The sequence below is a fragment of the Rhodoblastus acidophilus genome (assembly GCF_009720655.1).
Classification (GTDB): domain Bacteria; phylum Pseudomonadota; class Alphaproteobacteria; order Rhizobiales; family Beijerinckiaceae; genus Rhodoblastus; species Rhodoblastus acidophilus_A.
This window is the reverse complement of record NZ_WNKS01000023.1, coordinates 1-14824: the sequence shown is the minus strand read 5'-3', so window position 1 is coordinate 14824 and position 14824 is coordinate 1. Positions and strand designations below refer to the sequence as shown.

General features: G+C 65.1%; 11 protein-coding genes. 6 read left to right on the top strand and 5 right to left on the bottom strand.

Going from position 1 to position 14824, the window contains the following annotated elements; genetic code table 11:
- Positions 1 to 54: 54 nt before the first annotated feature.
- The 4 genes from GJ654_RS17980 to GJ654_RS17965 all read right to left on the bottom strand — a co-directional run bounded on the left by GJ654_RS17980 (position 55) and on the right by GJ654_RS17965 (position 6567).
- Entirely contained in the window at positions 55 to 2760 is a 2706-nt protein-coding gene (locus GJ654_RS17980) for an LPS-assembly protein LptD (protein ID WP_246664813.1), read from the bottom strand.
- On the bottom strand, positions 2760 to 3842 hold the full coding sequence (gene lptG / locus GJ654_RS17975) for an LPS export ABC transporter permease LptG (RefSeq protein ID WP_155447561.1): 1083 nt from the start codon (positions 3840 to 3842) through the stop codon (positions 2760 to 2762). The genes GJ654_RS17980 and lptG overlap by 1 nt, the downstream gene beginning before the upstream one ends.
- Entirely contained in the window at positions 3839 to 4966 is a 1128-nt protein-coding gene (gene lptF, locus GJ654_RS17970; protein WP_155447560.1) for an LPS export ABC transporter permease LptF, read from the bottom strand. Before lptF ends, lptG begins: the two co-directional genes overlap by 4 nt.
- Positions 4967 to 5151: 185 nt before the next feature.
- Positions 5152 to 6567 carry a cryptochrome/photolyase family protein gene (locus GJ654_RS17965; protein ID WP_155447559.1) on the bottom strand — a complete coding sequence of 472 codons (1416 nt, stop codon included), beginning with the start codon at positions 6565 to 6567 and terminating at the stop codon, positions 5152 to 5154.
- 187 nt (positions 6568 to 6754) lie between these two features.
- Here GJ654_RS17965 and tmk point away from each other — a divergent pair, with 187 nt between their 5' ends.
- The 4 genes from tmk (at position 6755) to GJ654_RS17945 (ending at position 12588) form a co-directional block, all read left to right on the top strand.
- Complete coding sequence (tmk, locus tag GJ654_RS17960) at positions 6755 to 7420, top strand: dTMP kinase (protein ID WP_246664812.1); 666 nt, start codon at positions 6755 to 6757, stop codon at positions 7418 to 7420.
- On the top strand, positions 7417 to 8475 hold the full coding sequence (locus GJ654_RS17955; RefSeq protein WP_264586302.1) for a DNA polymerase III subunit delta': 1059 nt from the start codon (positions 7417 to 7419) through the stop codon (positions 8473 to 8475). The genes tmk and GJ654_RS17955 overlap by 4 nt, the downstream gene beginning before the upstream one ends.
- Before the next feature lie 441 nt (positions 8476 to 8916).
- Complete coding sequence (locus GJ654_RS17950) at positions 8917 to 10452, top strand: acyl-CoA carboxylase subunit beta (protein WP_155447558.1); 1536 nt, start codon at positions 8917 to 8919, stop codon at positions 10450 to 10452.
- A 192-nt stretch (positions 10453 to 10644) separates the two neighbouring features.
- Positions 10645 to 12588, top strand: a complete 1944-nt coding sequence (locus tag GJ654_RS17945) for a putative bifunctional diguanylate cyclase/phosphodiesterase (RefSeq protein ID WP_155447557.1) — start codon at positions 10645 to 10647, stop codon at positions 12586 to 12588.
- A gap of 6 nt (positions 12589 to 12594) precedes the next feature.
- Here the strand turns inward: GJ654_RS17945 and GJ654_RS17940 are convergent, their stop codons facing one another.
- Positions 12595 to 13404, bottom strand: coding sequence for a cell envelope integrity EipB family protein (locus GJ654_RS17940; protein ID WP_155447556.1), 810 nt, complete (start codon positions 13402 to 13404; stop codon positions 12595 to 12597).
- Between the two features lie 121 nt (positions 13405 to 13525).
- Here GJ654_RS17940 and GJ654_RS17935 point away from each other — a divergent pair, with 121 nt between their 5' ends.
- A complete protein-coding gene (locus tag GJ654_RS17935; RefSeq protein ID WP_155447555.1) occupies positions 13526 to 14011 on the top strand; it encodes a RidA family protein in 486 nt (161 codons plus the stop codon).
- Positions 14008 to 14748, top strand: a complete 741-nt coding sequence (locus GJ654_RS17930; protein ID WP_155447554.1) for a glycerophosphodiester phosphodiesterase family protein — start codon at positions 14008 to 14010, stop codon at positions 14746 to 14748. The genes GJ654_RS17935 and GJ654_RS17930 overlap by 4 nt, the downstream gene beginning before the upstream one ends.
- The last annotated feature ends 76 nt before the right edge of the window (positions 14749 to 14824 follow it).

Here is a 14824-nt window from a genome sequence, read left to right as displayed (position 1 = left end):
CCGTCGAAACCCCCTCCGCTGTCAGCCCGACTGTTCCAGCGGCCGGGGGATAGGTCAAGGGTTGTAATAGTAGGATGCGCCGTTGGTGCGCGTGCCGTCCTGAACGACCGTGGGCGTCAGCGACAGCGGCGCCTTGATGTCGCCGAGCGTGCGCAGTTCGAGATTGAACACGACCGCCTTGTTGCGGGCGTAGGTCGGCGGATAGCCATAGCCGTCGGTGATGGAGTCGCGATAGCTCAGGCCGAGCTTGACGCATTCGTCCTGGTAGCCGATGCCGGCGCCCCAGGTGGCGATGGCGAACAGCGGCGCGGCCGGCGCGTTCTGGAACAGCGCCTGCCCCGTGCTGTTGTAGCCGACGAGATATTGAACGCCGTTGTAATTGTGCCGGCCGAGATCCCAGGTGATGTCGCCCATCACATAGTAGTTCGCGAGCATGTTGTAGCGCGTGCTCAGGCCGAGTCCTTCGCGGCGCTCGTTGTAGCCGATGATCGGCTGCGCCGCGTAATTGGCGTAGTTCACCGCGAAGGCCAGCGGACCGTAGTTGGCGCGCGCGGAGAGGTCGAGGCGGCGTAAGGCCCAGTCGGCTTGGTCGAACCGCGCCTTGGTGATGAAGCTGTAGTTCGAGGATGGCGCATAGGTCAGCCGCGTCACGTAGTCGGACACCGGCTTGTCCAGGCCGGAGCTGAGGCCGATATTGGCGGCGTCGGGGGTGGCGTAGGAATTGATGCCCGCGACTTGCACGGATTGGCCGACCAGCGCGCTGGCGTAGCCGTATTCATGCATGTCGTAGGTGAACTGGGCGCCGTAATTGGCGCGCACGCCGGTCTCGAAGCGGTCGTAGCCCGAATATTTGTTCCACTCGAACAGGTTGGTGTCGTCGAACACCAGGCTCTGCGCGTCGAGGTTCACCATGCTGGTGGTCGGCTGGCCGTTGGGCCGCGCGATGATCTGCGCGATCGGTTCGATCACCATCTCGCCAATGGGGGTTTTCGACAGCAGCGGGTAGCGCCATTCCAGACCGGCGCCCGGCGTGATGTAGCCGCCGAACTGGTCGTTGTGGCTGACGAAATTCGTCTGGTAGGTGTTGGCGATCGGGTCCGTGATCGTCGTATAGCCCGTCGCGGTCGCCGGATCGGCATAGGTGCGCGAGAAGACGGCCGCGCCGTTCACGTTGGCGTTGAGATAGTTCAGGTTCGCGCGCGCAAAGGTGAAGGGAGTCCAGACTTCGCCGAGCGGATCGATGTACTTGCGCTTCCACGACACCTGCAGGGTGCCGCTGTCATATTCGCCGCCGATGCCGCGCAGCAGGCAGTTCTGCTTGGTGTAGAGCGCCGTCATCGTCGAGGGATTGCGGCAGACTGCGTACATTCCGTACTGCACGTCGAACTGATACGAGCCGATCTGCTGGTAGGAGGCGAGCCCGGCGCTCGAACGGGTAAAATTGACGTCGATTTCGATCTCGCCGCCGATGCCCCAGGTGTTCGCCGGGTCGAGCGAAATCATCTTGTTGTAGTCGAGGATCGGCCAGACGGCGGCGAGTTGCGGCTGCAGGTCGCTGTTGGCCAGACCCTGGAACGAATAGCCGCGCAGATCGAGATAGCCGCGGTCGCCCTGGCCGGTGATATAGGCGGTGGACGAGTTCTCGCGGAAGAAATTGCCGTTCAGCGTGTTGTTGCCGACCTGGTAGTCGTTGTTGAAATATTTGTCGGTGGCGCGCACGACGTCCCAACCGAACTTCCAGTTCTGGTTCAGCCAGATCGCGCCCTGGGACACGATCATGCCGCGGTTGACGCGGCTGCCCACGCCATAGACGTCCGGGTTGTCCTCGTGAACGCCGATGAGGTTGAGCGTGTAGAAGCCGTTGTCGAGCCGGTGACGGAACTCGAAATCGCCGCGGAACCCCTGGTTCGTATAGTAATAGGGGGTCACCGTGACGTCCATGTCCGGCGAGATCGTGTAGAAATAGGGCTGGCCGAAGCCGAAGCCGTTGGTGTCCTTGTAGGACAGGCGCGGCGCCAGAAAGCCCGACTTGTTCAGCACGCTCGGATCGGGCGTCGACAGATAGGGGAGCCAGGCGATCGGCACGCCGAACAGATCGAAGGTGGCGTTCTCGTAGTAGAGCGTCTGTTCGCTGTTCTTGTGGATGATTTTTTGCGCGCGCAAGCGCCAGACCGGCGCGCGTTCGGGATGGTCGGCGCAGCTCTCGCAGGCGGTGTAGGCGCCCTTCTCGAAGACCGTGGTCTCTTCGTCGAGCCGTTCGGTCCGCGTCGCCGTCATATGGGTGCGGTCTTTCTCGCCGCCGGAATCGGACCGCGCCGCGTCGACGAAGCCGCGCTTGAAATCGCCCGACAGCTCCATCCGGTCGGCATGGGTGACCGAACCATCCGCGTCCGTGAGTTTGACCGAGCCTTCCGCGAGCACCCGTCCGCTGTCGCGATAATAGGTGACCCGGTCGGCCTCGAGCGTCTTTTTCTTGTAATAGATCTGCACGTCGCCGGTGGCGACCACGGTATGATCGCGGTCGTTGTAGGTGACCTTGTCGGCGTCGACGTTCATCGGCGCCTTGTCGTCGCTGTTGGCGGCGCCGGAGAACCTGTCGGCCAGGGTTTGCGCGTGCGCGACTGTGGGAAGCGCGGCCAGCGCCGCGCCGAGGGCGAGCGTCATGGCGAACCAGGAGACGCGCGCGCGGAAGAGTCGCGCGACACCGTTGCGGTCCGCGGCGGAGATCGTGGCCATGGGGGCGAGGTCTGTCCTGGCCATCAGCCGTCCTCGCGATTCAAAAGAGTCAAGCCGCCCAACAGGTTCGCTATGATCGCTGGCGACCAGGCGGCGGCGGGCGCGCTCAGCATGCCCGCCGCCCCCAAGTCGGATACAAGTTTAGAGGAAACATAAAGCACGAAGCCGGCGCCGACGCCACCCAGAACCATCAGGCCGACTCCGCCCATGCGGGACAGCTTCAGCGAGAAGCAGGCCGCGATCAGCACCATGGCGGCGAGCAGCGTCGGAAGGGCGAGAAGTTGTTGAAAACGCAAACGATAACCCACTGCATCCAACCCTGCTGATTCCGTGTCCGACGCCAGTCGCGGGAGCGACCAGAATGGCACGGTCTCGGGCGCCACAAAACTCTGCGCCACCTGTGTAGGCTGCAGATTAGTCCCAAGATGGTAAATTTCCATTTGCTTCGGATCGGTCGCCGGAGCGGTCACCAAAGCCGTTTTCATCTCCCACTCGCCTGGGAGCAGCCGGCTCTCGACCGCATCCACTCTTTCGACGAATCGTCCCTTCATGTCAAAGACATAAGCTGTGACCCCGGTGAGGCGCAAGCCGGCGTCGGCGGCGAAATCGGCGCGCAGGATCGACTGCTGGTCGCGCCCGCGCTGGCGAATCCACATGTTGGAGTCCTGCATGGAAAGCTGGGTTTTGAAAATCCCGGCTTCGATGCTGTCGGCCTTTTCCTTCATCAGCGCCGCGCCGGGGCTGAGCGCCGTCATCACCACCACGCCGAGGCCGATCGCGGCCAGGACCGGAGGCGTGAGGAACTGCCAGACGGACACCCCCGCCGCGCGGGCCACCACCAGCTCCAGCTTGCGGGTGAGGTTGATGAAGGCCGCCATGGCGCCGAACAGGGTGGCGAAGGGCAGCGCCTGCTCGGCGATCATCGGCGTGCGCATCAGGCACAGAAGCAGCACCAGCGACAGCGGCGTGTTGGGCACGTCGCCCGCCCGGCGCAGCATTTCGACGAAATCGGCCATGAAGATCAGGCCGAAAATGGTGAGGAAGATCACCCCGAGACTTTGCAGGAAGCGCAGGGCGATATAGACCCCGAGGGTGCGGCCGATCATCGCGCCTCCGCCGGAACGAGCCGCGAGGGGCGGAACAGCGGGATCAAGGCGTAGCGGAAGGCATAGAGACCGGCGGCGACCATGCCCAGGATCGGCAGGGCGTAGGCGAAGATCACCGCCTCGGGTCCGCGCACAAGAGCGCCGGCGACGCCGAAGCCGCCGACGCGCAGCGCCACGGCGGCGACGGTCGCGCTCGCCAACGCCAGGCCGCGCGTCTGCCGCGTGGTGCGCGGCGAGCCCAGCGCCGCGAAGCCGATCAGCCCCATGGCCATGGCGTAGAGCGGCGAAACGAAGCGTTCGTGCAGGTCGGCGCGGAAGCGCCCCTCGTTGTCGCGGGTGTAGGGGTCGGTGATGTCGTAGTTCAGCAGCTCGCGGGTCGAGCGCTCGCGCGGCTTGAGCGGACCCATCAGGGCTTTCGGGCCGAAGCTTGAGAGATCGAGCGCGTAGGAATCAAAAGTCACCATGGCGGGAATGGCGCCCTTTTCCTGCTTTTGGATCGTGCCCGTCTGCAGCACGATGTAGGATTTGCCGTCGATTTTCGTGACGATGCCGTTTTCGGCGAGATAGACGTTCGCCTGGCCGGGGTCGCGCCGGTCGAGCATGAACACGCCGAGCAGTTCGCCGCCCGGTCCGCGGTCCCGGTAATGGAAGACAAGCCCGCTTTCGAGCGAGTTGAACTGGCCGGGCCGCACGATCTTGGTCAAGAAATCCGATCTCACCTCGACCCAGGCGTCGCGCATCAGGACAAAGCTCGCCGGCATGATCCACAGCGACACCAGCGCGCAGAAGCCGGAGACCAGCACGATCAAGAGCGCGTAGGGACGCAGCAGGCCGAGCGGCGACAGACCGGAGGCCGCGGTCACCACCAGCTCGCTGTCGCTGTTGAGCTTGTTGAGGGAGAACAGAACGGCGATGAACAGCGCGATCGGCGCGATGACCATGACCAGCGAGGGAATCCACATGCCGGTGATGGTGAGGAATTTGATGATCGACTGGCTCTTGGAGGTGATCAGGTCGAGGTCGTGCAGCGCCTGCTGCAGCCAGATCACGGCCGTCAGCACCCCGAGCGTGGCCAGGAAGGCCATGCCGGCGACTCGGAAGATGTAGCGCTCAATCAGGGTCATGCACACCGTTTCCGCCGCAACGGCCCCAAAATGGCGGACGACGGCGCAAAGCTTATGTAGCAGCAATTTAAGCCAAACAATGGCGGGGCCCTCCGGAGCCCGGACGAAAACGGCGGTCTGTGGCGCGCAAGGCACAGATCAAGCCAGCGCCAAAAAGGCCAAGGAATGGCTATGGTTAACGGGCGTCAGGCGCCAGGGGCGGTGGTGGCCGCGAAGGCGTCCAGCGCCCGTCTGCGGGCGAAATCATGCTCGACGATCGGGGCCGGCCAGTTCCCGCCGATGGTCACGCCGGCGGCCTTCAGGACGTCTGCGGGCGCCGCGAACGGCCGGTGAATCCATTTTGCCGGCAGTCGCGCGAGTTCGGGGAGCCATGTCCGCACGAAGTCGCCGTCGGGATCGAATTTTTCGCCCTGGAGCACCGGATTGAAGATGCGGAAATAGGGCGCGGCGTCGGGGCCGCTGCCGGCGATCCATTGCCAGGACACCGCATTGTTCGCCGCGTCGGCGTCGGTGAGCGTGTCCCAGAACCAGGCTTCGCCCTCGCGCCAGTCGATGAGGAGGTGCTTGACCAGGAAGGAGGCGACGATCATGCGGGCGCGATTGGCCATGAAGCCGGTGCGCCAGACCTGACGCATCGCGGCGTCGACCACGGGATAGCCGGTGCGCCCGCGCTTCCAGGCTTCGAGGCCCTCTGGGTCGTTACGGTAGGGAAAACGGTCGAATCGGGCGTTGAAATTTCCCCAGGGCAAATCGGGCCGCGCGTGGAGCAGGTGGGTCGAAAATTCCCGCCAGCATAATTCGATGAGGAATTTTTCCGCCGGGCGGCCCCGCACCGCCGCCACGATCTGTCGCGGCGAAATCTCGCCGAAATGCAGATGCGCCGACAGTTTCGAGGCGCCGTCGCAATCGATGCGGTCGCGCATGGTCTCGTAACCATCGAGCTTTTCATCGATGAAATGCCGCAACCGGCTTTCCGCGCCGGCCTCGCCGGCGTGGGGCTCCGGAAAATCCCTGGCCCAGTCGGGCCGGCTGGGGGAGAGGGCGAGCGCCGCGCGGTGGAGCTGGGCAAACCCCTGCGGCCACGTCGCGAAATCGAGGTCTTGCGGGGCCGGGCGGGGCTCGGCGTGGGCGAGCCGGTCGCGCATGGCCCGCCAGAACGGGGTGAACACCTTGAAATGGCCGCCGGAACGCGGCGCGAGCTGCGCGGGCTCGGCCAGCAGGGCGCTGTTGAACGTCTCGACCCGCCCGGCCAAGGCCGCCGCGACCCGCGCGTCGACCGCGCGCTCGGCCCCGCCATAGCGACGATTGAAGACCAGTTTTGCCGCGCCGGCGGCCTGGGTGAGCTGGGGCAACAGGGTTTCGGCGGCGCCGCGCAAGAAATGCAGCCGGCCGCCGTATCGGGTGAGATCGCTTTCGAGGGCTGCGAGCGCCCGGTCGAGCCGCCAGCGCGCCGCCCCGCCGATCGGCCGCGGGCCCTCGTCTTCGAGGATGAAGACGCACAGCAGCGGCAGGCCCGTGGCCGCCGCGGCGGCCAGCGCCGGGTTGTCGCCAATGCGGAGGTCTTCACGAAACCAGACGAGGACGCACGGGGAGTTTGGCATGGACGAATCGCGTGAGAACGGAAGAATGTGCGGCATTAACCTGCCGCGAGCGGAAAGGTCTCAACCGCCCGACTACCCCGGGCGGTTTTTTCGCGTTATGAGATTGATTGACTTAGAGCATGATCCCAAAAAAGAGGGAAATCCGATTTTTTGGAAAACATCCTGCGCGAACAATAGGGCGAGCGGCTTGGGCAAGGGGCTTTTCATCAGCTTCGAGGGCGGCGAGGGCGCGGGCAAGTCGACCCAGATTCGCCTGCTCGCCGCGCGTCTGCGCGATTACGCGCGCGAGTTGGTGACGACCCGCGAGCCCGGCGGCACCGCGCTCGCCGAGCGCCTGCGCGACGTGATTTTAAGCGGGCGCGCGAAAACATTCGGCCCGCTCGGCGAGGCCGTGCTGTTTTCGGCCGCCCGCATCGACCATATCGACCGGCTCATCGCCCCGGCGCTTGGGCGCGGCGCCGTCGTGCTCTGCGACAGGTTCGCGGATTCGACCCGCGCCTACCAAGGCGCGCGCGGCGAAATCGACGACACGGTGATGGCGGCGCTGGAAAACGCCACCGTCGCCGATTGCCGGCCCGACCTGACCTTCATCCTCGACATTCCCCCCGAAATTGGTCTGGAGCGCGCGCGCGCGCGGCGGGGCGAGGGGACGGCCGACCGATTCGAGGGCGAGGACCTCTCCTTTCACTGGCAGTTGCGCGAAAAATTCCTGGGCATAGCCAGGGCCGACCCCGAGCGCTGCCGGGTGATCGACGCCGACCGGCCGCAGGACGCCGTGGCGGCTTCGATCTGGGAGGCCATGGCGGAGAAATTCCGCCGCCGCGAGCACGAGGCCGCCGAGGGCGTTTCGTGAAGGGGGATTCGCAGCCGGAAAGCGATCGGTTCGAGCCTGCGCCGCATCCGCGCGACACTTTTGGCCTGTTCGGTCATCGCAAGGCCGAAGCCGATTTCCTGGAGGCTTTTCGCGCGGGGCGACTGCCGCAGGCGTTCATTCTCGGCGGACCCCTGGGGATTGGCAAGGCGACGCTGGCCTGGCGCATGGCGCGCTTTCTCGCGGCTCATCCCGATCCGGGCGCGCCCGAGGTTTTGTCCGCCAAAAACCTGTCGGTCGATCCGGCGCATCCGGTCTTTCGAAAAATCTCGTCAATGACGTTCGGCGACCTCGCGCTGCTGCGGCGCGGCTATAGTGACAAGACCAAGAAGTTTTTTACGCGCATCGCCGTCGAGGATGTTCGCAAAATGCTGCATCTGTTCGAGCAGGCGGCGGGCGGGGGCGGCTGGCGCATGGCGATCATCGATTCCGCCGACGATCTCAACGCCGCCAGCGCCAATGCGCTGCTCAAAATGATCGAGGAGCCGCCGCCGCGCAGCCTGTTCCTGCTCGTCGCCCACCAGCCGGGGCGCATCCTGCCGACGATCCGCTCGCGCTGCCGGAGGGTGATGCTGCAAAAGCTCGCCGACGCCGACTTGCGCGCCGCCGCCCGCGCCGCGCTCGACGCGGCCGGGCTCACCCCTGAGGAGTCCGCGCTCGACGCCGCCTGCCTCCGGGCCGAAGGCTCGGTCCGCGAAGTCTTGCGGCTGCTCTCCGCCTCCGACGCCAAGTTCGACGCCCAGGTGACCCGCGCGCTGGCCATGCTGCCCCAGATCAGCTGGCCGCTGGTCCATGGCATCGCCGACAGCGCGGCGGGCGACGAAACCGCGCTGGACGCTCTGCTCGCCGCCTGTTTCGGCTGGCTCAGCGCCGGTTTGCGCGAAAAGCGCGGTCTTGGACCTCGCGCCGTCGCGCCCTATGCGCAGGCCTGGGAGCAGCTCGAACGCGAGGCGCGCGAACTCGCCGTCTTCAATCTCGACAAGCGCGCCTTCACCCTGCTGGCCTTCGACCTGCTGGCGCAGACGGCGCGGTCTTGACGATGGGGACTGGATCGCATTGCGCGCGATCCGCTTCATGAGATGATACGGTTTCCGCAAGATCGCTTCGCGATCCGCGAAAACGAAATCGCGCGGAAATCCTCCAGGCGAAGGGCGGATTTCCGCGCGAGTGGAATACGATTTCCGAACGGATCGCTCGGAAATCGTATGATCGGTCCGCGGGGGCAATGCATTCCTGTCCCCGGCGCCGCGAATGAGGGGGACAGGAACGCATCGCGCCCATCATTTCGTCGTGACATGAGAGCGGGTGAGCGCGATGCGATCCAGGCCCCGCGCTCCCGGCTCGGTCCGCAGCCCGCATTAGCCGAAAGGCTTTCATCCAAGCGTCATCTTGCCTGTTCCGGTCCCCGTCCGCCCGTGTTAAACCCCGCGCGATTTTGTTCATTCGCGGCGAGCCGCCGCCAAGACCGGAACGGCCTCATGAAACACATCCTCGAAGCTCTTGATCAGCGCCGCGAAGCCGCCCGCCTCGGCGGCGGACAGAGGCGCATCGACGCGCAGCACAAGCGCGGCAAGCTCACCGCCCGCGAGCGCATCGAATTGCTGCTCGATCACGGCTCCTTCGAGGAATTCGACATGTTCGTGCAGCACCGCTGCGTGGACTTCGGCATGGACCAGGGCGAGAAAATCCCCGGTGACGGCGTGGTCGTCGGCTGGGGCACGATCAACGGCCGCGTCGTTTATGTGTTCGCCAAGGATTTTACCGTTCTCGGCGGCTCGCTGTCCGAGACGCATGCGCAAAAGATTACAAAAATCCAGGACATGGCGCTGCGCAACCGCGCGCCGATCATCGGCCTGTTCGACGCCGGCGGCGCCCGCATTCAGGAAGGCGTGGCGGCGCTCGGCGGCTATGGCGAGGTGTTCCAGCGCAACGTGCTGGCCTCCGGCGTCATTCCGCAGATTTCGGTGATCATGGGCCCGTGCGCGGGCGGCGACGTCTATTCGCCGGCGATGACCGACTTCATCTTCATGGTCAAGGACACGTCCTACATGTTCGTGACCGGCCCCGACGTCGTCAAGACCGTCACCAACGAGACGGTGACGGCGGAAGAGCTCGGCGGCGCCTCGGTGCACGCCACCAAATCCTCCATCGCCGACAAGGCCTATGACAACGATCTCCAGGCGCTGCTGCAGATGCGCCGCCTGATCGACTTCTTGCCCGCGTCCAACACCGACGAGGTGCCGGAATGGCCGACGTTCGACGATTGCGACCGCTATGACATGTCGCTGAACACGATCATCCCGGACAATCCGAATAAGCCCTATGACATGAAGGAGCTGATCACCAAGGTGGTCGACGAGGGCGATTTCTTCGAAATCCAGGAAGCGCACGCCAAGAACATCGTGGTCGGCTTCGGCCGCTTGGACGGGCGCACCGTCGGCATCGTCGGCAACCAGCCGATGGTTCTGGCGGGCGTGCTCGATTCCGACGCCTCGCGCAAAGCGGCGCGCTTCGTGCGCTTCTGCGACGCCTTCAATATCCCGATTGTCACCTTCGTCGACGTGCCCGGCTTCCTGCCCGGCACCGCGCAGGAATATGGCGGCCTGATCAAGCATGGCGCGAAACTGTTGTTCGCCTATGCCGAGGCCACCGTTCCCAAGGTGACGGTGATCACCCGCAAAGCCTTCGGCGGCGCCTATGACGTCATGGCCTCAAAACATTTGCGCGGCGACATCAACTATGCCTGGCCGACGGCGCAGATCGCGGTCATGGGCGCCAAGGGCGCGGTGGAAATCATTTTCCGCCAGGAAATTGGCGATCCGGACAAGATCGCGCAGCGCACCAAGGAATATGAGGACCGCTTCCTGTCCCCGTTCGTCGCGGCCGAACGCGGCTATATCGATGAGGTCATCCAGCCGTTCGGCACGCGCAAGCGCGTCGCCCGGGCGCTCGCCATGCTGCGTCACAAGAAGCTGGAAAACCCCTGGAAGAAACACGACAACATTCCGCTCTGAGCAAAAACGCCCGGTTTCGCCCCCAAAGCTCGCAAAGACAGCCGACCTCCCGCCGCAAGGCGGGAGGTTTTATTGTTGCGGCCCAGCTTTGCTTGCGGAGATTACGCAGCGTAACTTGTGTTTAACGAGTTGTTGGCTAAATCTTTAACGATCGCCGGCGGTTGTGCGCAGGGGCGAGGGGATGGGGCATTCATGCCATTGGTGTTTTCCCTGCATGCCGGAGCCGGTTGCGGCGCCTCTTCTCCGTGCGCGGAACGCGATTGCGCCCGCCTCGCCGCCTTGGTCCGGCAAATGCCCCTGATCGCGCTGGCGATCGCCGGCAACGCTTTGACGCTCGCCGCCATTTCCCTGTATTCCGCGCCGCTTGCCCTCACCGTGTCCGCGCCGCTGGCGCTCGCGGGACTTTGCGCCTGCCTCGTCATCGCCTGGCGGCGGCTGATCAGAAAGCCGATCGTCGAGGCCGAGGCCCGCCGGATCCTGCGTCGCGTCAAGCTGGCGGCGGCGCCGCTGGCGTTCCTCTATATCGCCTGGGCCATGGCGCTCTACATGCACGCCGGGCCGGGGCAGGCCGAGGCGCTGGTCTATTCCTTGGCGCTCACCGGCATGTTCACGATTTTCGCGCTGGCGCAATTGCCCAAGGCCGCGCTGCTGGTCGGCGGCATGAGCCTGCCGGGTTTCGCCTGGCTGCTGATCACGGGCGGGGACGCCAGCGCCATCCTCGCGGGGGTGAACATTTTTGTTGTCGTGCTGGCGCTGTTCATGTCGGTGAACGGGTCTTCGCGGGAATTCGACGATCTGGTGGCGGCCAGGGCCTGCGCCGCGCAATTCGCCGAGGACAACAGGCGAATCGCCAATACCGACAGCCTGACGGGCCTCGCCAACCGCCGCGCTTTCTTCGCGCAGATGTCCCGCGAAATCGCCAGGAGCGAGCAGGTTTTCATGGGCATCGTCGATCTCGACGGTTTCAAGCCCGTGAACGATCTCTACGGCCACGCCCTGGGCGACAAGGTTTTGTGCGAATGCGCCGGGCGGCTGCGCCAGTTCGAGACTGAAGGCGTCTCGGTCGCGCGCCTGGGCGGCGACGAATTCGGCGTCGTCGTCAACGCCCGGATGACGCCAAGCGAAATCCTCGCCTTTGGCGCCCGCATCTGCGCGGCGCTCAAGGCGCCGGTGCGGATCGCCGGGGCCGAGGCCAGCATCTCGTGCTCGATCGGCTTCGCGCGCTTCCCCCAGGATGCGTCGGACGCCGAACAGCTTTACGAGCGCGCCGATTTCGCCCTCTACCACGGCAAGCAGCACCATCGCGGCGAGGCCGTGCTGTTCACGGCCGAACACGAGACCAAGATGCGGCTGAAGGCGCGCATCGAGCAATGCTTGCGCCGCGCCAATCTGGAAGAGGAAATCAGGCTGGAGTTTCAGCCTCTGTTCGACGCGGCCGACCAGTCCATCGTCTCGTTCGAGGCGCTGGCGCGCTGGACCTCGCCGGAGCTGGGGTCGGTTTCGCCAAGCCAGTTCGTGCCCATTGCGGAGCGCAGCGAAACCATCCACACGCTGACGCGCACCGTGCTGCGCAAGGCGCTGAGGGCCGCGAAAAACTGGCCCGAAACGGTCGGGGTCAGCCTCAACCTTTCTGTCCGCGACCTGCTGTCGCCCATCGCCCTGAGCCAGATCATCGTGATCATCGAGACCAGCGGCGTCGATCCCGCGCGGATTGACATCGAAGTCACAGAAACCTCGCTGCTGACCGATTTCGAGGGCGCGCAGGCGGCGCTGACCACGCTCAAGCGGCTCGGCGTCAAGATTTCGCTGGACGATTTCGGCACCGGCTATTCAAGCCTCGCCTATGTGCACCGGCTGCCACTCGACAAGATCAAGATCGACCGCAGTTTTGTGCAGGAAATGCAGGGCAATGGCGTCGCCCGCGACATCATCAAGAGCATGATCGCCCTGATCGGCAGTCTCAACCTGCATTGCGTGACGGAGGGGGTGGAAACCTCCGAGCAGTTCGACCTGCTGCGCAAGTTCGGCTGCAATGTCGTGCAGGGCTTCCTGTTCAGCCGCCCGATCCCGCAGGATGAGGTGGTGCGCTTCATCGCCGACGCCGGGGGCGGGCGCCCCTATGCCGCGTCGGCGTGACGCCGTCTACTTGCGGCAGAGCGTCCGCGCCGGGAATTCGATCCGCGTGAGTTCGCCGTTCAGGGAATAGTCGCCGTAGTCGAGCTTCAGATGGGTCGACACGCCGTTCTCGTAGAGGTCGTAGTTCAGCACATAGTCCGGCGCGCCGTCGTGGCGGTCTTCGGGGAAATAGGCCAGCGACACCGGCCAGCGGCGCAGGCCGCGCAACTTTTCCGCCTTTGCGGCGCTGTCGGCGTCGGGCGTTGTGCGCGCGGCGCCGATGACCGCGGTGACGTTAAAAATCTTGCGGCCGTCGGCGGAGCCGTCGAAGACGCGCGCCAGCAGGATATTTTCGCCCTTTTCCGCCGCGTCGATCAGCTTGGCGATGTGCTGGGTCGGAAACAGCACGGCGGAATCGGCGCTGATTTTCTGCGGGCGCGGCGAACTCAGGGCGATGGCGAGCGCGCCGTCGCTGGCGCGCTGGGCGCGGCCCTCGACCTCCTCGCCCCGCGCGCCGGACTCAACGGTGGTGAAGCGGAAATCCTGGCCGCGCCCGTCCTCATAGGTGCTGACGCGGCTTTCGCTGAGCTGGGCGCGCCCCTCCTGCGGCTGCATGGCGACGACCTGCCGAAGGGACTGGGCGTAGAAATCGCAGTCCGAAGAAAAATGATAGGCGATCATGCCTTCGGCGCTGGCCGGCGCCCTGTTGCCGGTCGCCTCGCCCAGGCGCAATTCATAGAGCGCGCGATGGCTGACGAGGGGAACGCGCGCTTCGGCGGCGATGGCGGGCGCGCCGCTGGCGAGGACAGTCAGCAGCAGGCTGGCGGTCAAACGCATAAACTTCTCCCTGAGAGCTTCATGATCTTTGTATTGGCTCGGATGCGAAAGTCATTGCCGTCCATCTTTGGCGAAATTACGCTCAAGTCCAATCACAAATGGAATCACAGGAAAGTCTCCCATGGGCCAGATCGCTTCTGAGGTCGAACGCCGCCTCGCCAATCTCGGATTTGTCCTGCCGACTCCGGCGGCGCCAGTGGCCAATTACGTTCCCGCCGTGCGCAGCGGCGCGCTGCTGTTCGTCTCCGGGCAATTGCCGTTCGGCGCCGATGGCGCGCTGAGCGAAGCCCACATCGGCCGAGTCGGCGTCGAAGTGGAGGAGGCCTTGGCCAAGCAGGCGGCGGCTTTGTGCGCGGTCAATGTGCTGGCGCAGGTCCGCGCCGCCATCGAAGACCTCGACCGCATCGGCCATTGCGTGCGCCTCGGCGGCTTCATTCGCGGCGCCGAGGATTACACCCGGCTCGCCCAGGTGATGAACGGGGCGTCGGATTTGATCGGCGGCGCGCTCGGCGAAAAGGGCGCGCACGCCCGCTCGACCATCGGCGTGGCGCAATTGCCGCTCGGCGCCTGCGTCGAGGTCGAGGCCATTTTCGAGATCCTGCCATGACCGGACATGCGCCGGGCTGGCTGACGGCGCGGCCGATCGCCCATCGCGGCCTGCACGACGCCCAAAAACCGGAGAACACGATGTTCGCCCTGCGCGCCGCCATGGCGCGGGGTTTTGCCGTCGAGGCCGATGTCCGGCTGTCGCGCGACGGAGACGTGTTTGTCTTCCATGACGACGAACTCGACCGTCTCACCTGCGAAACCGGGTTTTTTCGCGATCTGGACACCGCGCAAGCCCAGGCCTTGCGGCTGCGCGGCGGCGAGCGCATTCCCGCGCTCGCGGAGTTTTTGCGCGATGGCGCGGCCTGTCCGCTGATTCTCGAACTGAAAAGCGATTTTGACGGCGACGTGTCGCTGGCGCATGCGGTGGCCGCCGCACTTGCGGGACATCGCGGCCCCGTCGCGCTCAAGAGTTTTGATCCGGCCCTGATCGCCGTCTTGCGGGCGCAAAACCCGCCCTGGCCGCTCGGGATCGTGGCGCAGGCCGATTACGAGGACGAGGATTTTGAAAATCTGTCGGCGGCGGAGAAGGACCGGCTCGCCCGCTTCGTCCATGCCCGCGAGACGCGGCCGGACTTTTTGTCGTGGCGCTGTTCCGACCTGCCCAACCCGACCTGCGAACTCGCCCGCGCCTGCGCCAAAATGCCGGTGATGAGCTGGACGGTGCGCAGCGCGGAGCAGGCGACGGAAGTCTTGCTCCACGCCAACCAGATCGTCTTTGAAGGTTTTCTGCCGTAATACCAAGTCTCCGAGAGACTGACTCGGCGGCGGATTCCCGAATCGGCTTTTGTTTGATTCAACAGGCGAACCTGGA